General features: G+C 44.9%; 19 protein-coding genes. 3 read left to right on the top strand and 16 right to left on the bottom strand.

What is annotated here, in order from left to right; translation table 11 throughout:
• Positions 1-54: 54 nt before the first annotated feature.
• Complete coding sequence (locus ASG89_RS24770) at positions 55-2,229, bottom strand: PAS domain S-box protein (protein ID WP_057313688.1); 2,175 nt, start codon at positions 2,227-2,229, stop codon at positions 55-57.
• Between the two features lie 191 nt (positions 2,230-2,420).
• Here ASG89_RS24770 and ASG89_RS24765 point away from each other — a divergent pair, with 191 nt between their 5' ends.
• Positions 2,421-3,353, top strand: a complete 933-nt coding sequence (locus tag ASG89_RS24765; RefSeq protein WP_057313687.1) for a zinc dependent phospholipase C family protein — start codon at positions 2,421-2,423, stop codon at positions 3,351-3,353.
• Positions 3,354-3,446: 93 nt separating this feature from the next.
• On the opposite strand, the gene ASG89_RS24760 is transcribed toward ASG89_RS24765, so the two are convergent.
• The 6 genes from ASG89_RS24760 to ASG89_RS24740 form a co-directional block, all read right to left on the bottom strand.
• On the bottom strand, positions 3,447-4,166 hold the full coding sequence (locus ASG89_RS24760; RefSeq protein ID WP_057313686.1) for a uracil-DNA glycosylase: 720 nt from the start codon (positions 4,164-4,166) through the stop codon (positions 3,447-3,449).
• Positions 4,163-6,418, bottom strand: coding sequence for a type IA DNA topoisomerase (locus ASG89_RS24755; protein ID WP_057313685.1), 2,256 nt, complete (start codon positions 6,416-6,418; stop codon positions 4,163-4,165). Before ASG89_RS24755 ends, ASG89_RS24760 begins: the two co-directional genes overlap by 4 nt.
• A complete protein-coding gene (locus ASG89_RS38265) occupies positions 6,415-6,540 on the bottom strand; it encodes a hypothetical protein (RefSeq protein WP_268795659.1) in 126 nt (41 codons plus the stop codon). The genes ASG89_RS24755 and ASG89_RS38265 overlap by 4 nt, the downstream gene beginning before the upstream one ends.
• Before the next feature lie 86 nt (positions 6,541-6,626).
• Positions 6,627-6,953 carry a DUF1904 family protein gene (locus ASG89_RS24750; RefSeq protein WP_057313684.1) on the bottom strand — a complete coding sequence of 109 codons (327 nt, stop codon included), beginning with the start codon at positions 6,951-6,953 and terminating at the stop codon, positions 6,627-6,629.
• Positions 6,954-7,293: 340 nt separating this feature from the next.
• Positions 7,294-7,944, bottom strand: a complete 651-nt coding sequence (locus ASG89_RS24745) for a PIG-L deacetylase family protein (protein WP_057313683.1) — start codon at positions 7,942-7,944, stop codon at positions 7,294-7,296.
• A gap of 23 nt (positions 7,945-7,967) precedes the next feature.
• On the bottom strand, positions 7,968-8,447 hold the full coding sequence (locus ASG89_RS24740) for a glutathione peroxidase (RefSeq protein WP_057313682.1): 480 nt from the start codon (positions 8,445-8,447) through the stop codon (positions 7,968-7,970).
• 184 nt (positions 8,448-8,631) lie between these two features.
• Here ASG89_RS24740 and ASG89_RS24735 point away from each other — a divergent pair, with 184 nt between their 5' ends.
• Positions 8,632-10,794 carry a HelD family protein gene (locus tag ASG89_RS24735; protein WP_057313681.1) on the top strand — a complete coding sequence of 721 codons (2,163 nt, stop codon included), beginning with the start codon at positions 8,632-8,634 and terminating at the stop codon, positions 10,792-10,794.
• A gap of 66 nt (positions 10,795-10,860) precedes the next feature.
• Here the strand turns inward: ASG89_RS24735 and ASG89_RS24730 are convergent, their stop codons facing one another.
• The 4 genes from ASG89_RS24730 to ASG89_RS24715 all read right to left on the bottom strand — a co-directional run bounded on the left by ASG89_RS24730 (position 10,861) and on the right by ASG89_RS24715 (position 14,047).
• Complete coding sequence (locus ASG89_RS24730; RefSeq protein ID WP_057313680.1) at positions 10,861-11,703, bottom strand: DegV family protein; 843 nt, start codon at positions 11,701-11,703, stop codon at positions 10,861-10,863.
• A 413-nt stretch (positions 11,704-12,116) separates the two neighbouring features.
• Positions 12,117-12,887 (bottom strand): SDR family NAD(P)-dependent oxidoreductase, encoded by a 771-nt coding sequence (locus ASG89_RS24725; protein WP_057313851.1) that lies wholly within the window; start codon positions 12,885-12,887, stop codon positions 12,117-12,119.
• Between the two features lie 128 nt (positions 12,888-13,015).
• Positions 13,016-13,669: a GDSL-type esterase/lipase family protein gene (locus ASG89_RS24720; RefSeq protein ID WP_057313679.1), complete on the bottom strand. Its 654-nt coding sequence runs from the start codon at positions 13,667-13,669 to the stop codon at positions 13,016-13,018.
• Between the two features lie 69 nt (positions 13,670-13,738).
• Positions 13,739-14,047, bottom strand: coding sequence for a hypothetical protein (locus ASG89_RS24715; protein WP_057313678.1), 309 nt, complete (start codon positions 14,045-14,047; stop codon positions 13,739-13,741).
• A gap of 130 nt (positions 14,048-14,177) precedes the next feature.
• Here ASG89_RS24715 and ASG89_RS24710 point away from each other — a divergent pair, with 130 nt between their 5' ends.
• Complete coding sequence (locus tag ASG89_RS24710; RefSeq protein ID WP_057313677.1) at positions 14,178-15,341, top strand: M20 family metallopeptidase; 1,164 nt, start codon at positions 14,178-14,180, stop codon at positions 15,339-15,341.
• 238 nt (positions 15,342-15,579) lie between these two features.
• On the opposite strand, the gene ASG89_RS24705 is transcribed toward ASG89_RS24710, so the two are convergent.
• The 5 genes from ASG89_RS24705 to ASG89_RS24685 all read right to left on the bottom strand — a co-directional run bounded on the left by ASG89_RS24705 (position 15,580) and on the right by ASG89_RS24685 (position 21,075).
• Positions 15,580-16,461: a DMT family transporter gene (locus ASG89_RS24705; protein ID WP_057313676.1), complete on the bottom strand. Its 882-nt coding sequence runs from the start codon at positions 16,459-16,461 to the stop codon at positions 15,580-15,582.
• A 176-nt stretch (positions 16,462-16,637) separates the two neighbouring features.
• On the bottom strand, positions 16,638-16,979 hold the full coding sequence (gene ytxJ, locus ASG89_RS24700) for a bacillithiol system redox-active protein YtxJ (RefSeq protein WP_057313675.1): 342 nt from the start codon (positions 16,977-16,979) through the stop codon (positions 16,638-16,640).
• A 134-nt stretch (positions 16,980-17,113) separates the two neighbouring features.
• The gene (locus ASG89_RS24695; RefSeq protein ID WP_057313674.1) at positions 17,114-18,715 is read right to left on the bottom strand and encodes a PucR family transcriptional regulator; all 1,602 of its coding nucleotides are present in this window, start codon (positions 18,713-18,715) and stop codon (positions 17,114-17,116) included.
• 219 nt (positions 18,716-18,934) lie between these two features.
• On the bottom strand, positions 18,935-19,351 hold the full coding sequence (locus ASG89_RS24690; protein WP_057313673.1) for a PaaI family thioesterase: 417 nt from the start codon (positions 19,349-19,351) through the stop codon (positions 18,935-18,937).
• A gap of 53 nt (positions 19,352-19,404) precedes the next feature.
• On the bottom strand, positions 19,405-21,075 hold the full coding sequence (locus tag ASG89_RS24685; protein WP_057313672.1) for a long-chain-fatty-acid--CoA ligase: 1,671 nt from the start codon (positions 21,073-21,075) through the stop codon (positions 19,405-19,407).
• Positions 21,076-21,096 lie beyond the last annotated feature (21 nt).

Here is a 21,096-nt window from a genome sequence, read left to right as displayed (position 1 = left end):
TCGGTTCAACCCGACGGCGGTTTTCAACATCTCAACGTACATAACGCAAGGAAGTCAACTATGATCCCTTGTATAAGTAGGCAAGAACACATCGATTGTCGTCCCAAACCCCACTTGGCTCTGGATATTCATGGTTCCTTTGTGCGCTTCTACAATCTTGAAGCACATCATTAAACCTAAGCCAGTTCCCTTCTCTTTCGTCGTATAGAAGGGCTCCCCTAGCTGTTTCAATCGTTCCTCAGGTATCCCGCATCCGTTATCTTGTGTCCGAACTCTAATCTGATCAATCCCATGTAAAGAAACGATTAATTTGATTTGACCGTCCTTTGGAATAGCTTCCATCGCATTTTTGATCAAATTAATGAACAATTGCTTCAAATGCATCTCCGAGCACGTTATTTCTGGTATCTCCGATTGGAATTCCAACACAAGTTGAACGTTACAGAGTACGGCTTGCGTATCCAGAAGGGCAATGACCGATTGCAATATCGTCACTAGATCGCTCTTTTTATACGTTATAGCTTCCGGCTTAGCGATCACTAGAAATTCACTAACAATGAAATTGATGCGATCCAACTCAGATAACATGATGTCAAAATAATGCTTCTTATCTTTGAGATCATGTTGAAGTAGCTGTAAGAAACCGCGAAGCGAGGTAAGAGGGTTCCTAATTTCATGTGCAAGTCCCGCCGCGAGCTGTCCTGCAACGGAAAGCTTGTCTGATTTTCGGAGAAGCTCTTCCGTTTGCTTACGTTCAGTAATATCTCGCGTGATACCTGCAAATCCGAAAATATCACCCTTTTCGTTCCGAATTGGTGTTTTCGTTATACTCACGTGAATCAATTGACCATCTTTGCGAAGTCGAACCGATTCCATTCCTGATATCCGCTTACCTAATCGTAGCTCGTTATATATCTCATTGCGTTCATTTTCCAAGTAGTCAGGATAAATCGGTAATATTCGACCCGCTAACTCCGCTTGACTCCAACCAAAAATATGCTCATGTGCCGCATTGACTGAGATCACTCGCTCATTCAAGTCAAGCACACTAATGGCGTCTGAGGTGTTATTAATAACAGATTCCAGAAGCTCCTTCGTTTCTCTGAGCTCTGTTTCCATCCGCTTACGTTCCGTAATATCAACACACGAGCCGATAACCTCCACCATGCGCTCATTCTCCATAATGGGTCGCAAGGAAGTGAGGTAGGTAATCCCCCTGAAAGTTGCTTCAAACATCACATTTTCTTCGCCATTCCATGCTCGATGGTAATAAGCTTCTATAGAACTGGCCAAAAAGGCCGGCCAAATATCATGCAGTGTATTCCCTATAATGTGTGTTGGTTTAAAACCCAAACGATACAACAGCTCACCATCACATAATGTATGGATGAAATTACCATTTATTTTTCTGAACTTTAAAGTCATCCCCTGTTGTCTTCGTACGGTATCATGAAGATCCTGTTGAGCGACTCGCAATGATTCTCGATCACGATTGAATCGCGTGATATCTTTAGCAATTAAATACACGCCATCCAATTTATCATTGACAATGATCGGAACATTTTTGACACCTAATTCAATTTGTTCGCCATTCTCTTGTTGAAACACTACCATATAATTATCACTTTGCAACAGCATCTCTGCTGCATCAGCTATTCTCGTGTTATTTTGCATAAAAATATGATGAATAAATTGAGAGATCAATTCATCTTTAGAGTAACCTAGAATCCTTTCCATGGCTGGATTAACACCTTGAATGCGTCCATGAATGTCACAAGTCAGAATACCTGCGGGGTTATGTTCAATCAAAGATTTATAGCGCTGTTCGCTTTCCGCCAGTTTTCGTTCCATCTCGGACTGTTGGGAGACGACGTTCATTTGAACAATGAATGCCTGTGGCTTGCTCTCCGAATCTCGTATGATTGACATCCGCCAGTCAACGTATAGTAAAGTTGAATTCTTATGAATAATACGAATCGCTTCTTGAGATTTAGGTAACTCTCCATTAAGTAAGTTCTTCATGATACGATCTATGTGACGCACTTGATTAGGTTCTACTAACAACTTCATTTGCGTAGTAAGGAGCTCCCGCTCTGTATAGCCAACGATGTCGCACAAACTGCGATTCATTCTCAACCAATGACCCTCAAGCGAAATCAGAGCCATTCCCATTGTGGTGAATTCAAAAATCGCATCGAACGATGGCTCCATTTCCGAATGTTTATTCATATTTTTTCCCCCAGGGTACATGCTTAGATGGTAATCCACACCGTTTGATAGATTCGACAATCCTACAAACAATCCTGCAATTAAAACCTTATGGTTTGAAATTGTTCACGAAATATGCCCTTACTTTCCGTCAATATGTTAGAATGAAAACGTTCATTATTCTTCATCTCGAGTTATAGGAGGATGCTCCCTTGCCTAATATTTGGACACATTTAATTTTCGGTCAAAAAGCTATGAACCAACTCGGTCATACTTCGGTTCTTAATGATAAACAGCAGCGTCACATTTTTTCACTTGGCTGCCAAGGACCTGATTTTCTTTTTTATCACAACTTCCTACCTTGGCAAAAAGATAAGAAGTTAAATGCACTCGGTAGTCTCATGCACAAAGATTCCTGTGGACCTTTCTTACTTGATCTAGTTCGACAGGTGCGAGGCCGCGGCCTATATAATCCTGCGGTTCTCTATGTTCTCGGATTTCTGACACACCATGTTTTGGATCGCAATTTACATCCATATGTATTCTATAAATCCGGCTTCAAGAAATGGGATCATCAACGATTTGAAATCATCATGGATACCCTTTACGCCAAGCATGAGCGAGATATCCAAACGTGGAAAACACCCGTATGGAAAGAAATATATGTAGGTGAAAAATTCCCCTTAGGCATCGTTCCGGCTCTCACCGCTGCAACCGCAATCCATTATCCCGGAATCGCCTCACAAATGAAAGATTCCGATTGGGATGATGCCTACTATGACATGATCCGTGCACAACGGTTATTTCATGATCCGCATGGTATCAAGCGAATATTGACAGTAGGTCAAATATCGCCATTGGTTTACACGAAGCATCCCGCTCCACGCGATTATTTCAATGAAGCCAAGACGACTTGGAACTGTCCAACGGATCTGAATGAAACCTATACCTTCAGTGTATGGGAGTTGTTGGAGACAGCGATGGAGGATGCCGTCACTGTGCTTGAAGCAGCCATCCAAGTCTTGCAGCGAGGTACCGAAGCTGATTACGACGCATTTCGCGAAGTTCTCGGAAACCGCTCCTACGAATCAGGTAAAAATTGCGAGCTGAACTTGCCGATTACCTATGTACAACCTATATTATAGAAGAGCTAGGCAATCTTTACATAGTCTATACATACTATTCGTTTCGGAACGTAGGTTTCGGTCGATACATAATGAAAAAAACCACGAATGTTGTCATTCATGGTTTTTGTTATGCTTATTATTCGGGATTTCCCAGTCGATCTCTGTCATTTGAAGTCGATTCAATACGGCATTAACGTTAGAAAAAGGCTTGCTGCCAAAGAATCCGCGATATGCCGATAACGGACTAGGATGAGCCGATGTTATGATGACATGTCGCGTGGTGTCGATCACAGATCGTTTGGCTAGTGCATGGCTTCCCCAGAGTAGAAAAATGACGGGTTGCTCACGCGCACTTAATGCTTGGATGATTCGATCCGTGAATCTCTCCCAGCCCTTTCCTTTGTGTGAGTTAGGTAATGCCTCTCGTACGGTTAAAACCGTATTAAGTAACAGAACACCTTGATCTGCCCACGCCTTTAAATAGCCATGATCAGGAATAGGACAGTCGAGATCTGAGACTAGTTCCTTATACATATTTCTAAGCGAAGGCGGGATTGCAGTCCCAAGCTTCACAGAGAAACTTAGCCCATGGGCTTGTCCGCTTCCATGATAGGGGTCTTGTCCAAGTATTACTACCTTCGTATCCGCAAATGAGGTCCACTCCAACGCACGAAACACTTCATCCACAGGTGGATAGATCGTATGCTGGGAATACTCTTGCTGCAGAAACTGTTCTAGTTCCTTATAATAAGGTGCTTGAAATTCCTCTGCCAAAACCGTCAACCAATCATTCGTAACAGGTTTCACTCCATAGTTCCCCCATTTACTCATTCCGTTCCGAGTGCTCCCGTAGCAACGTCCATCAGCACAATCTTCCCGTCTGTTTCTGTCCCATCAGCTAAAACCAGCTTCAGCTTCGTCGTTTTCCCTTTCTGAACGAGTGCTTGCACTTGCGTGTCTGTTAAGCTTCGTCCGAAGCTTTCCTTCCAAATGACGAAGCTGCAGCCTTCCTTATAATGCGAGCAGCCATAGCCCTTACGCCCCATAAAAAGTGAGCCGCCGCAGCCAGGTCTCGGACACGTTGCAATGAACGTGTTAGCTCCGTCCGCTGCAGGTTTCGCAGCAGATGCTTTCTTCTTCGCAGGAGCTTTCGCAGAGCCGTCCCCACGAGACACCGTCTTCGTCGAAGCTGCGCCACGCTTGCCGCTGGTTTCCGGTGCAATCTCCCCTTCGAAATCCGTTTTCGAAGCTCTAGCTTGCTTGCGCACCTTATCGACGATCAGCGTCGCAAACCGCTTCACATTGTGCATAAACTGGTCGTCCGATGCTGTGCCACGGGAAATTTCGTTCAACCTACGCTCCCATTGCCCTGTCATCTCAGGAGACGTCAATAGCTCAATACCCGCTCCGCGAATCAATTCAACAACCATTCTACCCTTCTGAGTCAAAATGATTTTCTTACCCTGCATGTCGATATAGCCGACCTTCTTCAAGCGTTCAATCGTTGCTGCACGAGTCGCAGGCGTGCCGAGGCCAGAGTCTTTCATCGCATCGCGAAGCTCTTCATCCTCAATCTGCTTCCCCGCGCTTTCCATCGCTTTCAGTAACGTTCCTTCATTAAAGTGCTTAGGCGGCTGTGTATCTTTCTCCTTCACAATCGCATCCGTACACACCACGTCCCCATTCGCATCGATGGAGAACGGTTCGTTGACTTCGACCTCTTCGTCTTCTTCAGTGTCTTCTTTCTCTTTCCCCTTGGTTGCCTTGGCCTTTTCCTTCTTCTGATCAGCGTAAATAACCTTCCAGCCTAGCGACAACAATTCTTTGACGGTTGTCTTGAACAGTTCTTGTTCCACTTCCGTCATGACCGTATGTACCTTGTAAGCAGCAGGAGGATAAAACTGAGAAAGAAAACGTCTGACAATGAGATCATACAATTTCTGTTCATCCGGACTTAGTCCTGATGCCTTCTTATTCGTCGGCAAAATAGCGTGGTGATCCTCAACCTTGGTTGGATTACAAATAAATTTATTATTGATATGAACAAGATTGCGATTAGCGCCTTGTACTAGCTCATGATAAGCCGTTCCTTGCAAAGCGTTGAGCGCTTTATGCATGTCCGGAATATTTTGCTCTGTCACATAGTTGGAATTCGTTCTTGGGTAAGAAATAACCTTGTGCTTCTCATACAATGCTTGCGCCGTATCTAATGTTTTCTTTGCAGAAAACGCATATTTCCCATTCGCCTCACGTTGCAGCAAGGTCAAATCATACAATTTGAATGGGAATTCTTTGGTTTCCTTCACTTCATAAGACTGAATTCGTGCCGGTTTCCCTTTCACCTTAGCAGCAAGTGCAGAAGCCTTCTCGCCATCCGTGAAACGTTCACCCTGCCACATGCCTCGGTAAGGTGTTTCGCCTTGGGCGAAGTGACCCTCCAGCTCATAAAATTTGAGTGAGGAAAACGCCTCAATCTGCTTTTGACGATCATAAATCAATGCGAGCACCGGCGTTTGGACGCGTCCCACCGAAAGCAACACATTATGCTTCGTCGTAAACGCACGTGAACCGTTCATGCCAATCAGCCAATCCGCTTCACTACGGGAGCGTGCGGCGCGCGTTAAGTTCTCGTATTCGGCGCCATCCTTCAGCGTTGCGAACCCATTGCGGATCGTTTCCGAGGTTAAATCAGAGATCCAAAGCCGCTTAACAGGCTGATTGAGCCCCAGATGACGTTGGATAAGGGAGAAAATATGCTGCCCTTCACGCCCAGCATCACACGCGTTAACTAGCTGATTGCATTTCTTCGCTAACTCCGCAATCACCTTAAGTTGATCATACGTACGCGGGTTAGGAATTAACTTAAATTCTGAAGGAATAATCGGGAGATGATTAATATTCCACTTTTTATATTTTTCGTCATAATGATCCGGTTCTGCCAACTCAATCAAATGTCCGATTGCCCACGTGATGATATATTGCTCACCTTCAAGATGTGACCTCATATTTTTGGCTTTTGGTTCTATTGCGGCAGCTATGTTTCGGCCCATATCGGGTTTTTCCGCAATAATTAATGTCTTCAACCACAAATCGCTCCTATCATGTGATTCCCGAAGTCATACTGGAAATCAGATTCTGTCGATTCAGTGTATCCCACTTTATAATCGCCTGCAATATCGATTGCGTGAATTATGACTTTTAGCATAAAAAAAACCCTCACACCACATTAAAGTGGAGTAAGAGATTTACATAATTGAATGAAATATAAGTTGTCCTGGCAAGTCAAGTGAATTAAACCAACTTCCCATTCCAATAATAACTATCTTCCCGATAGACCTTGAAAGCAATTTCTACTTCAGGAATCCCGAGTGATAAGATATGTTTCGTCAGAACCTTCGCGTACGCATCACGAATTTCTTGCCCTCGCTCGAACCAGCCTACCTCTATAAATGGATAGGTCTCACAGATCTCCCCTTGGAAGATAGAGACGGTCGGCAAACATTCCAGCATGAAATTGTCTGTACCGCAAGAACAGACATCCGCCAATTCAACAATCAGCGCAGTACTTATAGCTTGGATTTGAGGAACACTGATTCCTCTAATTATCATATGGGGCATACTCGAAAGCTCCTTTAGTTGCTGGTGCGGTTAAGCTCTCATTAATTCTTTTATGGTTTGTAAGGAAACTCCTGTTTGATGGTAAATTTCAATAAGACTCGCTCGCGGATGCGTTCGAACAAAATCCTTTACTTTATTCGAATCGATCAATACCAGTTGCGAACAGCTTGTACATCTTGTTTCCCATTTCGTGAGGAACACGCGCCCACATTTATCGCAATTGCAAAGTGACATCCTTACACTCCCCTAGAAACATTGAATGACCTGCTCTATAAGAGCATTCGTCACTACTTGTCGATTTCTGGGGGTACACCAGAAGATATTTCTCAAATGTTGCCAATTAGATATCAACCTGCCATCCGAGAACAAAGGCCTCATAGCGTCTCTCTTCCGGAAAATCCACCAGATTGCCAAAGTGTCTCCCGATCGTGACATGCTGTGTTTGATGCGCTTTAAGTGCAGCAGCCTTTACGGGCCATTCCTTCTCAGTGTCAACTAGAATGGACGGTTGATGCCCTTGCGAACGCAGCAGCGGAGAAAAGGCATAATACAATTTCCTGACACTTGGACAAGCTCCACTGTGAACAGCCGCAGTAGTCGCTTTGGAGATCGCAATATGGTCTCGATGTCCATTACCGCCATCCTCAGCAAACGTGTAAACATTCTCAACTTCGTGACGCTGAATAAACGTGATGATCTGTGTCACGAGTGTCTCAAAATCAACTTCATCTAACTGTCCATCAGGCCAGCCTAAGTGTTCAATCGTTGAAATCCCTAGGATATCCGCTGCTGCACGCATTTCTTGTTCTCGTAGCTCCGCTAATTCTTGCCGATTCTTCGCCCGCTCTAATCCTTGTCTTCCCGCATCGCCACGTGTGGCTAGAAGTAAGACATTGTCTTCTCCAGCGTCAGCAAGACGGCGAATGAGGCATCCGCTCAAGAATGTTTCATCATCGGGATGGGCATAAATAAACCCGTTTTGGGACCCCACTGCGCGTCCACCTCATCTTTCCTTTAAGCTAAAACTGCCTCAATATCGGCGCTAATGTCAGCAGGTTCCGTACGAGCACTGTATTGTTTAATCACATTTCCGTTCGCATCAACTAAGAATTTCACGAAATTCCATTCAATGTCGCCAGTAGCATACGGCTCAGGCGTATGGCTTAGCAAATACGTGTACAATGGATGCGCATGCTCACCTTTTACATCGATTTTATCAAATAACGGGAATGTCACTTGGTAGTTAAGCTCGCAAAACGCTTGGATCTCTTCATTCGTTCCAGGTTCTTGGCCAGCGAATTGATTACAAGGAAAACCGAGTACAACCAACCCTTGGTCTTGATATTGCTCATAAAGCGCTTGAAGCCCCTTATAATGAGGCGTAAGTCCGCAAGCGCTAGCAACATTCACAATGAGAAGCGCCTTCCCTTTATATGCTGAAAGTGTTTGTGTTTCGCCTGAAATCGTTGTAACTGCGATATCATAAATAGACATGAATCCCTTCGCCTCCATGAATTAAGATGTATACTTTCTGAGTATACCATTCCTTTCCACAGAAGCCCAAATGATCGCTGATGATTTTCCAGAATCACTTTCTATCTCCCGCCAGGTATGTTATAGTGTTTACCTGTTTATTACAAATCAATAGACAACATCTGATCTTAGGAGGTAACTGATCTTGGACACAAAGACTCAAAGTGCCTATCAAGAAGAACTTCAACGGCTTGAACAAACGAATAAGGAAATTGATAAACAATTGGAACGCCTTAGAGCAACTCCCGTTTATTACGGTCCTGATCTAACAGAGCAAGCACTTGAAGTTTTGCGCGAGAACGGCAGGCACAATTTATCCAAAGCCATTGATGAACCTTATTTCGGCCGCCTTGACTTCGAAGAAAGGGGTAACGGCTCCCCATCACCGCTTTATATCGGTAAAGCAGGTGTTGAAGACGAACGTACTGGTCGACTTCTTGTCATCGATTGGCGCGCTCCTGTTGCAAGCTTATTCTATTCCTTCACAGGCGGCTTGGATGCAGCTTCTTATGATTCACCTGACGGCATCATTGACGGCTTAGTCTATTTGAAGCGGAACCTTGTTGTGCGCAAGCAGATTCTCCAGCGTGTTGTCGATACATATGATCGGAATGAAGACTCCCTCTCTGTCGGCGATGAGTTCTTGCTTTACCGCTTAGGCGAAAATAAAGATAACAAGCTGCGCGATATCGTTTCCACGATTCAAGCGGAGCAAGATCGGATTATCCGTGCAGCGAAGAATACCGCACTCATTATTCAAGGGGTCGCAGGAAGCGGTAAAACAACCGTAGCTCTGCACCGCCTCGCATTCCTTCTCTATCAATACCGCGAACAAGTTCGAGCGGAACGCATGATCATTTTCGCGCCTAACTCGATGTTCTTGGACTATATCTCAGGTGTGTTGCCTGAGCTCGGGGTCGGTAATATCCAGCAGAGCACCTTTACAGACTGGGCACTTGATGTGCTCGATCATGAAGTGCAGATCGCAGATCAAGAGCTCACCTTGCAACGTTGGTTTGCGCTCGGAAGCAAGCGGCCTCCAGTCGACGACCAAGCGCCAGGACGCTTCAAAGGGGCTATCACTTTCCAAAGTTACCTAGATGATTGTCTGAATCGTCTTGAAGCCACCTACGTACCTACTGCAGATTTCTCACCTTGGGATGGTGTTAAGCTGCCCATCGCCACCATTCGCGAATGGTTCTTCGTCGAGAATAAGCATTATCCGATGATCAAGCGTCGCGAGCGTGTCGTTGCACGTATCAAGCGTTGGATGGAGATCCAGCTAGAGAAAGTTTGGGAGCAAAGCTTGAAGAAAGAGCTGAAGAAGAAATCAGCTCAGAAGCTGCGGACCTATTTGACGGCATGGCCTGAGTATACCGCGTTTACGTTTTACAAAATGCTGTTCACCGACAAAGGTCGACCTGACAGCTTGCCCACAGATCTGCTCCAGAGCATACCAGAGCCCATCGTAACTGCATCTGCGAAGCTATTCAAAAAGAAAGAAGTTGGGCTTGAGGATCTAGCTCCTCTGCTTTACATTCATACTCGGCTTCATGGCATTTCATCGGATCGCCTATTCGATCATGTTGTCATAGATGAGGCGCAAGACTTCTCGCCATTCCAAGTCGCGGTATTAGATGCATACACCCGCAACAGTTCATTCACGATTTTGGGCGATTTATCGCAAGGGATACATGCGTATCAGGGCATCCAAGACTGGAAGGAATTTTCCAGTCTGTTCCAAGAAGAGGAAACAGGATATTTCGAACTTGAGCGGAGCTATCGTTCCACCATGGAAATCATCCAGTTTGCCAATTCGGTGCTCCAGCGCGGTGTAAGCAATCCCTTGCTTGCGGTCCCCGTCTTCCGCAGTGGCAATAAAGTTCGTGTCCTGCAGACTTCGCTCAAGGAGCGGCTGCCGATGGTCCATAAGGCGATTACGAGTTTACTCGCCGGCACTTCCAGCACCGTGGCTGTCGTCGCACGTACGGAGAAGCAAGCTCTGGAACTGCATGAAGCCTTGACACTTGCCGGGATCGAGACGAATCTAATCACCTCTAAACAACGCGTCTATCGCGGCGGAATATCAGTGCTGCCTGTCTATTTGACCAAGGGCTTAGAATTCGATGCCGTTATTCTGATGGACGTTACAGCGGAGCATTATGAAACAACCCTTATGGATGCGAAGCTTCTCTATGTTGGATGTACACGCGCCCTGCATGAGCTTTGGCTGCTCGTGACAGGAGATATTTCGCCGCTAGTTATTGTGGATCAACCGGAGATCACAACAACGGAGTTTCCGAAATAAATACCCAAAAAGACACCTACTCACCGATCACTTGCATCGATCGGGAGATAGGTGTCTTTTTTCAGCTTAATAAGCGACTAATACGCCGCCCTCACCAGCATAGGTGCCAATTACAGTACCCATATTGGAGAATATCACATTGCGGAACGGGTGTTTTTCTAAAAGTTGAGCCATGAATTCGCGAGCTCTTACTTCGCAGTTGCTATGTGCGATAGCAATCACGTCCTTCTCGTAATCATGCTCTTTCTCACCAAGAAATGAGAGTAATCGCTTCAAGGCTTGTTGTGAGCCGCGAATTTTATCGACAACCTCAATTGCGCCTTCCTCACTTGCTTTCATAAGAAGCTTAATATTCAAGACAGAAGCCACTGCGCCGCGCACACGATCGAGTCTTCCACCTTTAATTACATTTTCTAATGTGTCGAGGAAAAAGAAAGTACCTGAGCTCGTTACCGCTTGCTGAATGGACGTTGTTAGCTCTTCATACGACATACCACTTGCCACCATCCGCGCTGCTCGATACACAAGTACGCCTAAACCCAGTGAAGTTGTCTTGGAATCAATGACTTCGATCCGGCCTATATAACCATCTTCCAACAGCATTTCTTTCGCCATAACAGCATGATGGTACGTTGAGCTTAACGCCGATGATAGACACAGCACAAGAATATCTTGATCAGGACCGCCCTTCTGATACTCACTTAGGAAGTGCCCAGGTGAAGGGCTTGAGGTTTTCGGCAACACGCTCTCCCGCTTCATCCTAGCATAGAAATCGGCAACATCCATATCTGTCGGCATACATTCCTCGCCAAATTGAACAGATAAGGGAACGATCCCTGCTCCTATTGCCTCTACAGTGCTTCTTGGAAGGTCGCAGCTGCTGTCCGTGATAATCTTGATTGTCGTCATGGCTGTCCACTCATTTCTTAATTTTTTGCGAAAACAATACCTAGCTTAAGTAGTCCGAAGTGGCTCGAAACGACGTAACAATCGCTTGAATCTCTGACGCGTTTCGACATTCTAACGCCTCTTGTGCCGCCTTCCCTACTAGTACGCGAAAACCTGCTGATAGGTTTCGAGAAATGAACACCCTAATACTACCATCTTAACTGGCTGTACTTCCTAAAAGTCTGACCAATGATTCTTTGCCCAGATCTGTGAATAGTATATTAGAACTATATCGAAAGCTCAATCTTACAATTTTAGATATAATTAAACAATTTTCGTGAATCTATTGCATAAAAAATAAAAAAAATGGTATTAATTCCCATTTTCCCCAAAGCACTTATGCAGCCAACCGCAGCATACAGCGCTTTTTTTTACTAGAATCCGTAAATTGTCATACCGCCATCCACAAACAACGTTTGGCCTGTGATATAATTCGCTGCATCAGATGCCAGGAATACAGCTGGCCCAACAAGTTCCTCAAGCTCCCCTACACGACGAAGTGGTGTGCGGGCAATGATTTCGGCTAAATAATCCGGCTGATTTAGGATTTTCTCTGTCAATGGCGTTTTGAAATACCATGGACCAATCCCATTTACCAAAATGCCATATTTCCCCCATTCAAGGGCAAGCACCTTCGTCATTTGGATCATCGCCGCTTTTGTTGCAGCATATACAACACCCGTTCGCAGCGCTACTTGCCCTGCAACCGAGGCAATATTGATAATTCGTCCATATTCACGTTGTTGCATGTGACGACCGACGATCTGCGAGCACAAGAAAGCAGATTTCAAGTTCGTTTGCATGATGGTGTCCCATTCCTCATCTGTGACGGCCAAAGCCTGGCTACGGATGTTCATGCCAGCATTATTGATGAGAACATCTATGCGCCCCGTCTCTCTGATGATAGACGAAACAGCCGCTTCAATTTGTTCGCGATTCGTTACATCTACCGTAAATGGATAGGCTCGTCTACCCAATGCCCGAATTTCACCCGCCACCACTTCCAAATCTGAAGCTGTTCGAGCAAAAATTGCTACGTCAGCCCCCGCTTCTGCTAAGCCAATTGCGAGCGCTCGTCCAATGCCTCTTCCGGCCCCAGTCACTAGGGCCACTTTATGATTCAATTGAAATGAAGGTAAGTACATCGTTTCGTCGTCCAATCTATATGTTATGTATGGAGGCGCATCCTCTATCACCATGCCATCTGGCACTTAATCGTGCCGGCTGGCAGCGCCTGTCATTTCTGTATTTGGTTATGTGCGATAGTTTCATTTCACATGAACAACTGCTGCAGCTGCTGTAAGGAGACGGCAACCTCTAATTGGTTGGCCAAACGCTCATAGCCTAGATCATTTGGATGAATGGCATCCTCAGACAAAAATAGTGCCGATTGACCAACGAAAGCGTCGTAAACCTGCACGATTTGAATGTGCGGCTGTTCTAATTTACGCAGAAATAGATTAAAACGTTGTACCCAATAAGCAGCATCTGGGATCTGCGGTAATGGATTATATAAACCAATCAAGGCCAATAGATACGGGGTTTGTATACCTTGCCGCAACCGTTCAATTTGAGCGATAAGCTTACGATAGTTGGATTCGTACGTTTGCAGAGCTGTTTTGAGTACCGTATTATCGCCGTCATAAAAGAATGGTATAGCTGCTTGAATGAGATCGTTACCGCCAGCTGTAATTGTAATGAGAGTCGCTTCTTGAATATCCTTCTGAAGCTGCGGATCAGATTCGATAGTCTCCAGCAATTGCGCAGTCGTGGCACCATTGGTGCCCGCATGACGCAAGGAAACAGGTACATTCAGCAAACATTCTAACCTTTGTCGATACAGCGAAACGAAGCCTTGACCTTCCTCAGCACCATAACCAACGGTTAAAGAATCACCAAATGCCAAATATTGAATTCTTTTTTCCATCGCTATCCTCTCCCCTAAAGCGTGACGTATATTACTATATGCGCCACCGCCCAGTTTGGGAAGGGATACCTACAGGGGTTCATTCGTCGTTTTTTTGGCGCTTACATGTTGATTCACATATTTTTCAATTTGTTCCTTCTCCGCATAGGTAAATTGGAACTCACTATCACAACCTTCATCGTGCAAGACAATCTGTACAATTTCACCTTCCATATTGCAAATCACAAGAATAGATGGATCTAATAAATCTTCTGGAAGCTTTTCTCCCTCTTCCAATTGGATCCCTAAATAAACATCCCGCCACTGTCCGCGGCTTTCCGTTTCTAGAAAGCATAAGCTAAACCGATGTTCCTCATGCTCTGCTCCATATTTCATCATCGACGACCCCTCCAATTTCACTGTTCAAAAATGATCCTTCTTATTGCCTCTTGTCTTTGCATTTGGTAGTTCTTGCTTCTATATACTACAATGGAGTTAAGAACCATTCAACAAAGGAGCTTACCACGCCATGAAATCAATGATCGCTCAAACCATAGAAAGTAATGCCGCAAGATTTAAAGACATCTCTCGCTTTATTGGGGCAAACCCAGAGCTTGGGCATGAAGAGTTCCTTGCATTTGCTCGTTTAACCGAAGAATTAACCTTTCATGGGTTCACGATCGAACGGGGAGTTCTCGATATACCGACCGCTTTCATCGCGACATACGACTCGGGTCAACCTGGTCCCGTTGTAGCGTTCATGGCCGAGTACGATGCACTTCCTGAGCTCGGTCATGCCTGTGGCCATCATCTCATCTGCATGATGAGTATCGGGGCTGCAATCGGCCTCAAATCCGTCATAGCCGAAACTGGTGGCAGCATACGTGTGTATGGTACGCCAGCAGAAGAAACGAAAGGCGCCAAGGTTCCCATGGCTGCGGCTGGGCTTTTCCAAGACGTTGATATCGCTCTTATGGCACACCCGTACTATACTTATGAAAAATCAGGCGAATCTCTTGCGATGGACGCGATTGAATACGAGTTCTTCGGCCGTTCCGCACATGCCGCGGCTCATCCATACGAAGGTATCAATGCGCTTGACGCAGTCTTGCAACTTTTCAACAGCATTAATGCACTGCGCCAGCAGCTCAAGACGGATGCCCGTATTCACGGTATCATCAGCGAAGGCGGTAAAGCACCGAACATCATTCCAGATTATGCCGTGGCTAGATTTTACGTCCGCTCGGCTACACGCACATATACGAATGAGCTAGTTCAGAAAGTCCTCAAATGCGCAGAAGGCGCTGCACTCCAAACTGGCTGTTCACTAAAAACATCGTTCTACGAATACTCGTATGACGAGCTCCGTACGAATGAAGCCTTGTCCAACGTGTTTACAGATCAATTATTCGAGCTTGGCATCCATCCGAAGGAAATCGAAATTGGCAAAGATCACGGTTCCCTCGATCTCGGCAATGTGTCAACTCAGTGTCCTACCATCCATCCATTCGTGAAGGTAGTTAATGAGCGCCATTTGCTCCATACCAAGGAATTCCGTGATCTCGCCATGACAGAACCTGCACTAGACAGTATGCTCTTCACAGCCAAGGCGCTAGCTTATACAGCTTATGAAGTACTCTCCAAACCAGCTTTATTAGCTTCAATTAAAGAGGAATTTGCCGCTGCGAAATGAACGTTCTTCCGCTCTTCAAGCGATTCTAATTAAGGGTCTGCCATACCGCTATTTGCTCCACAAGTAGGTTTCAAGACACTATAGCATGATTAAATAGCGCTATTTCGATCAAAATGAGCAAAATACGGCCATTTAGTTCGAAATATCGCTATATCATAACGATATTCTCCTGATTTCTCTTCCGGACTAGCAAATAAGGTGTTCTCATAAAACTATTTTTGCGAACAATCCTCTGCTCCTAAGGTTTCTCATTACTACGTAAGAATAAGGCTACGCCAACCAATAGGAGACAACCAGCTAAAAGCTGTATCGTCGATATCGTCTCACCCAATAAGAAATAAGCCAATATAGAGGCACCCAATGGCTCTCCAAGCACGGTCATCGACACCGATGAAGCTTTCATATATTTGAGCAACCAGTTAAATACATAGTGACCGAAAATCGTGGAAACAAAGGCTAGCAGGAAAAAGATCCCCCATTCCTTCATCGGATAGCCTGTAAACGATTCTCCCGAATAAACATTCGTCACCGCAAGCGTTAATCCAGCGAATAAGAAAACGAGAAAGCTGTAAACATATGCGGAGATACGTTCGCGTAAGCTTTTGCCAAGTAACATATGAAACGCTACAGCGATCGTCCCCACGAAGGACAGCATATCCCCCTTAAGCGCCTCTCCGGAAAATTGAAAATCACCCCATCCGATGCAAATGGCACCCACAATCGCGATACACATCGCAATCAATGAGGTACGGTTTGTCCGAACACCATAGAGCAGGAACGCACCAATGAGCACAAAAATCGGCTCAAGCGTCAATATCGCAGTTGAACTAGCCACAGTGGTATATCGGAGTGAGTCCATCCAGAATAAGAAATGAAGACCAAGTGCAATGCCAGATATGGCGGTGCGCATCCAATCTCTCAGTTTAATTCTCTGAAACTCTTTACGATAAGCCCATAGGAATGGCAGCATTAATACATTCGTCATAAATAGTCTATACATGGCTATGACAGCGACTGATGCATCTGACCATTTTACAAAAATAGAAGAAAAAGAGATCGCAATAATGCCAATTAATAGGTAGATCGGGATGGGGACTTTTGTTTTATTCATTGCATTCATGTTTAAGTAACTCCTTAAGTGAACGTATCCTTCATGTTGTCGTCAATAAGTATATAGGAGGATTGTTTGGCTAAGCAATCTTTTTTTGACCATCGTTCATTTAATGGACAGCATAAAAAACCCTTCGTTTCACCTACATCACGTAGACCAAACGAAGGGTTGTATGTGTGACAGAATTAGTCCAAAACCGCGGACATATGTTTGTTCGTCACTGACCAGTGCGAAGTATTCCAGATGGATTCTTTATCTTTGAAATAAAGAATTTGCGGGGACGCATGCTTGATTCCTAGGTCCTCTGCAATTTGATTCGAAACCGGACGTGATTCAATCACTTTCACCAAGAAATAATCAACTGCCTCGTTGTGTGTTCCAGACAAATATTGTTCGTATTCATCAAGTGCACTCGCACTTACTGGACAAGTTGTACTGTGCTTCAGAATGACAGCAGGCTTTTCGCTCGAACGATCAAGTACTTCCTGCCATTCTGTTAACGTCGTTAACTCTTTCCATGCAGACATGTTTCACATCTCCTTTCTCTACTCTCTCTTCAAAATTATAAGGCAACGAATTCGCTTATGCAACTAAGCTGGTTACCTACATTACTCAAACTAAAAAACCCTTAGCACCTTAATGGCCCTCGGGTTCTAATCATTTAAGATCTTACTTGCAAGAATTGACGGAAAAGGAAAACCACCTTTAGCTTCAAGAGATCATTTACTTTTTTGAAATCAACTTGCAGAAGATCACTAATTTTCTCCAACCGATACGTAACCGTATTACGATGAATGAATAATTGCTTTGCCGCCTCACTGACTTGACCATCGTTCCGAATAAAAACTTCAAGAGTGCGGATCATCTCTTGGGAGTACTCAGGATCCTTCTCTAGGAGAGGGCGCAAGATCTTCGCACAGTAATCCTCCATCATCGGTGATGACATGTGCTGAAAGAGATGAGCGAATTCGATCGTTTCGTAATGTAGAACTCGATCTGGCAAACAGAGCTTCTCTGCCATTCGCCCCGTCTCACTACATTCCAAGTACGCTTCGCGAAGTGCTGTCGGCTTCACCTTCATCGATGATGTGTAGAACACCATGCCATCTCGATCTGACGCTTGACCAGCATCTCCCTCAAATTTACTTAACAATTGCGATAGCTCTTCTTCAGGGAAGCCGTCGGCTTGTGTCGTCGAGTAAATCGAGAAGATGTGATCTTTCAAAACAAAATGATGTCCACGCAAGTTGCTTGATTTTGAATGGGACTCCATGTAAGGCTTTAAATCTCTGAGCTTCTCGTTTGCGGCAGTTGGAATCAATGACTCCTTCTTGAACTTCCCAATCACACATTGGTAGCTACCTGTAAAGATGAATAATCCTCTGGACTCCGCTTGCTCCATAAACTCTTCGAGGGACGTACCTTTATCTAAATATCGGAGCAGGGTGTTCTGTAGATCTCGCTCTGCCGAAGCTTCCACATGTGATCTAAATGTATAACTCATATGGAACGTAAGAATATCTGCGGCTTGTTGAAACAATCCTTCCTCTACAGTTGCAAGTAACATCACATCTGGCATAATTAACAGATGGCCAAACGGTTCATCATCTTGTTGTTGTAAACCCACGCGGTACGCTCTCTCTTTGCCTGCGTACACCCAACCTGATTTACGTTTTGTCGGCCAATGCTGAGCAAGTTGATCTGAACTCCAGTTACTTGTATTATATAAAACTTGACCTCTCGCTCCAACAACCGCCATCGGGTACCCCAAAATTTCACAGACAAGTTGAAACATAGAGAGCATCTTGTCTTGCTTCAGTCCAAATTGCATCAGCTTCTTCTGCTTCTCAAGCACCGAATGCAGCAGTTCTGTATTCCGTCGATATTCGGCGTTAAAAAGGGCATTCATGCCATCTGAAAATGTAAATTGAAAAGGCATTTCAATAATTGGGAAATGCAATCGATCCGCTTCGTCCATGACGATTTGCGGCAGCTCCGTCCAAAATCTCCCAAGCTTAATCCCTAGACCCGCAGCTCCGCGGTCGTTTAATTTACGAAGGAGGTTCACGGTTTCTTGCGGGCTGTCTTTCATCGCAAAGGCTGTTGTAAACAGCATTTCACCTGATTTCGTCCAATCTGCAATATCAGGTGCGTCCATGACATTGACTGATTTAACAATTCGGGATTCCCCTTGTTTTCCAGCGACTAGTTTCGCTTCCGTTAAAGGATAAATCGCCAACGCTTCACGAATGGTAAGATGCATCGTGCTCCCCCCTATGCCTTTTAATCGATTATAGGATGACCGCATGTAAACAGTCAATGCTTATATGTAAGAAAACATAACATACATATAATATTTCATGGGATTTTCACAAAAAATCTTTATTCTATGTAATGTTATATGACATTCGATATCAAAAGAGCCTTCATGACCACTATCCTTGTGGTTATGAAGGCTCCAGCGCTCGCTCGAAGCTCTCGTCTAAATCACACGAAACGTCCCTGTCCCCATCGTCCCTAAATTACCTTCACTATCTTCAACTCGACTTTGTGCGGTAATCATTTTACGTGATTGATGGACAAGTTCCGCTGTCACTAGCAGCCGACCGGCATATAACGGAGACACAAAATGCACATTCAGATTTGTCGTAACGACCTTCTCCTCGGGCCTAGCTATCATGGCTATTATTCCCATGGCTGTATCTAACAACGAGGAAGTTACGCCGCCATGAACCATGCCGATCGGATTCAAATGATGCGGCTTCGCATCCAAGGCAATTGTGATAACACCGTCCTTCATAGCTACAAATTCACAACCCAGAAAACCCCAGAAGGTGGGCTCCACTGCTGCTGCGAGCTGTTGCAACCTTCGAATTATGCGATCATTTCCATCATCCATTGGACTCCCTCCTTCTTTGTAAGGGCTGCCCCTATACATGATAGCTAACAGATTTACTGCTTTACTTCTTCCTCTAGTAATTGCCGCCGGAGTACTTTTCCAATCATCGTTTTCGGCAAAGACTGCCTGAACTCAACTTTACGCGGCACTTTATAGGCCGCTAATCGCTCTCTGCACCAGACATCTAAATCCTTCTCAGAGAGCGTCATCCCTTCTCTTAGCACAATAAATGCTTTCACTGTTTCCCCTCGGTATTCATCAGGAACACCTGCTACAGCTGCTTCTAGAATCGCTGGATGCTCGTAGAGCACTTCTTCAATATCTCGTGGATAAATATTAAAGCCGCCTGCAATAATTAAATCCTTTTTCCGGTCAACAATCGAGAAGAAACCATCCTCATCCATTCGTCCCATATCCCCAGTGTATAACCAGCCATCTTTGATCGTCTTCGCCGTTTCTTGCTCACGCTTCCAGTAGCCTTTCATAATTTGCGGGCCTTTAATAATAATTTCACCGATTTCACCAATTGGCATTTCCTCGCCAGAGTCAGAATCCACGACTTTCGTTACCGTATCTGGAAAAGGAACTCCGATTGACATAATTTTACGAAATCCCCAAATCGGATTCGCATGCGTAACGGGAGAAGCCTCCGTCAGTCCGTACCCTTCAACTAATCTACCGCCGGTCAAAGATTCAAATCGCTCTTGAACCTCCAAAGGCAGTGGCGCTGAACCGCTTACACAAACATTGATCGAAGAAATATCAACTTCCTTAACCCGTTTATGATTGATTAACGCAACATACATCGTAGGTGCACCTGGGAAAATGGTAGGCTTTAATTTGTCAATTGTATCAAGAATCATATCAATATCGAACTTAGGAATAAGGATGAGCATACCGGCTCGATACATGGATTGATTCAGTAAAACCGTCAGACCAAAGACATGGAAACAAGGAATGGCACCTAAGTAACGATCTCCACCAGGCTCAACTTGATAACACCAGTTACTCGTCTGATACGTATTTGCGATTAAGTTGGTGTGCGTCAGCATCACACCTTTGGATAACCCGGTGGTTCCGCCCGTGTATTGAAGCAATGCAATATCGTCATCTGCGTTGACGTCCACACAGATAGGCGCAGCCGAAGCTGCTCGCAGTAACTTCTTGAATGCATAAACGCCATCACCAAAGTTAACATCGAGCTTGGCGCCATCCTTTTTCATTTTAATCGGATATAAAAGATTCTTCGGAAACGGTAAATAATCCTTAATCGAGGTCACAATTACATGGCGCAGAAATGTCTGCGATTTCGCCTTCTGTACACGATTGAATAGCAGATCCAATGTCACAATGACGACAGCTTCCGAATCAGAGAGCTGATGGATCAGCTCTCTCTCCACATAAAGCGGATTCGTCATCACGACAATTCCACCCATCATCAACGTGCCGAAGTACGCAATGATCGCCGAAGGACAATTCGGCAGCATAATCGATACCCGTTCCCCTGGACGTACCCCAAGATCCATTAACACGTGAGCAAATTGATAAGACGCATGAAGCAATTCGCGATACGATAGCTTTTTCCCCAAGAAATACAAGGCCGGCCGTTCGGGAAATTGATTTGCTGAATCAACCAACAGACGTGCTAGATTATGTTTCGGGTACTCGTAAGTCGGCGCCACTTCCGCTGGATAATGACGCAGCCAAGGCTTTGTCTCCCTCATACAAAACCATCCCCTTCAGGT

It is taken from the genome of Paenibacillus sp. Soil766, assembly GCF_001428105.1.
In the GTDB taxonomy this organism is placed as follows: Bacteria; Bacillota; Bacilli; order Paenibacillales; family NBRC-103111; genus Paenibacillus_E.
This window is presented reverse-complemented; position numbering and strand designations above follow the sequence as displayed.

Excerpts from the sequence above, each read along its gene's own strand:
- ASG89_RS24725 (WP_057313851.1), bottom strand. The coding sequence starts at position 12,887 with ATGTACTTACCTTCATTTCAATTGAATCATAAAGTGGCCCTAGTGACT.
- ASG89_RS24750 (WP_057313684.1), bottom strand. The coding sequence starts at position 6,953 with ATGCCCCATATGATAATTAGAGGAATCAGTGTTCCTCAAATCCAAGCT.
- ASG89_RS24720 (WP_057313679.1), bottom strand. The coding sequence starts at position 13,669 with ATGGAAAAAAGAATTCAATATTTGGCATTTGGTGATTCTTTAACCGTT.
- ASG89_RS24710 (WP_057313677.1), top strand. The coding sequence starts at position 14,178 with ATGAAATCAATGATCGCTCAAACCATAGAAAGTAATGCCGCAAGATTT.
- ASG89_RS24690 (WP_057313673.1), bottom strand. The coding sequence starts at position 19,351 with ATGGATGATGGAAATGATCGCATAATTCGAAGGTTGCAACAGCTCGCA.
- ASG89_RS24695 (WP_057313674.1), bottom strand. The coding sequence starts at position 18,715 with ATGCATCTTACCATTCGTGAAGCGTTGGCGATTTATCCTTTAACGGAA.
- ASG89_RS24705 (WP_057313676.1), bottom strand. The coding sequence starts at position 16,461 with ATGAATGCAATGAATAAAACAAAAGTCCCCATCCCGATCTACCTATTA.
- ASG89_RS24760 (WP_057313686.1), bottom strand. The coding sequence starts at position 4,166 with ATGAGTAAATGGGGGAACTATGGAGTGAAACCTGTTACGAATGATTGG.
- ytxJ (WP_057313675.1), bottom strand. The coding sequence starts at position 16,979 with ATGTCTGCATGGAAAGAGTTAACGACGTTAACAGAATGGCAGGAAGTA.
- ASG89_RS24715 (WP_057313678.1), bottom strand. The coding sequence starts at position 14,047 with ATGATGAAATATGGAGCAGAGCATGAGGAACATCGGTTTAGCTTATGC.
- ASG89_RS24770 (WP_057313688.1), bottom strand. The coding sequence starts at position 2,229 with ATGAATAAACATTCGGAAATGGAGCCATCGTTCGATGCGATTTTTGAA.
- ASG89_RS24685 (WP_057313672.1), bottom strand. The coding sequence starts at position 21,075 with ATGAGGGAGACAAAGCCTTGGCTGCGTCATTATCCAGCGGAAGTGGCG.
- ASG89_RS24740 (WP_057313682.1), bottom strand. The coding sequence starts at position 8,447 with ATGTCTATTTATGATATCGCAGTTACAACGATTTCAGGCGAAACACAA.
- ASG89_RS38265 (WP_268795659.1), bottom strand. The coding sequence starts at position 6,540 with ATGCTAAAAGTCATAATTCACGCAATCGATATTGCAGGCGATTATAAA.
- ASG89_RS24730 (WP_057313680.1), bottom strand. The coding sequence starts at position 11,703 with ATGACGACAATCAAGATTATCACGGACAGCAGCTGCGACCTTCCAAGA.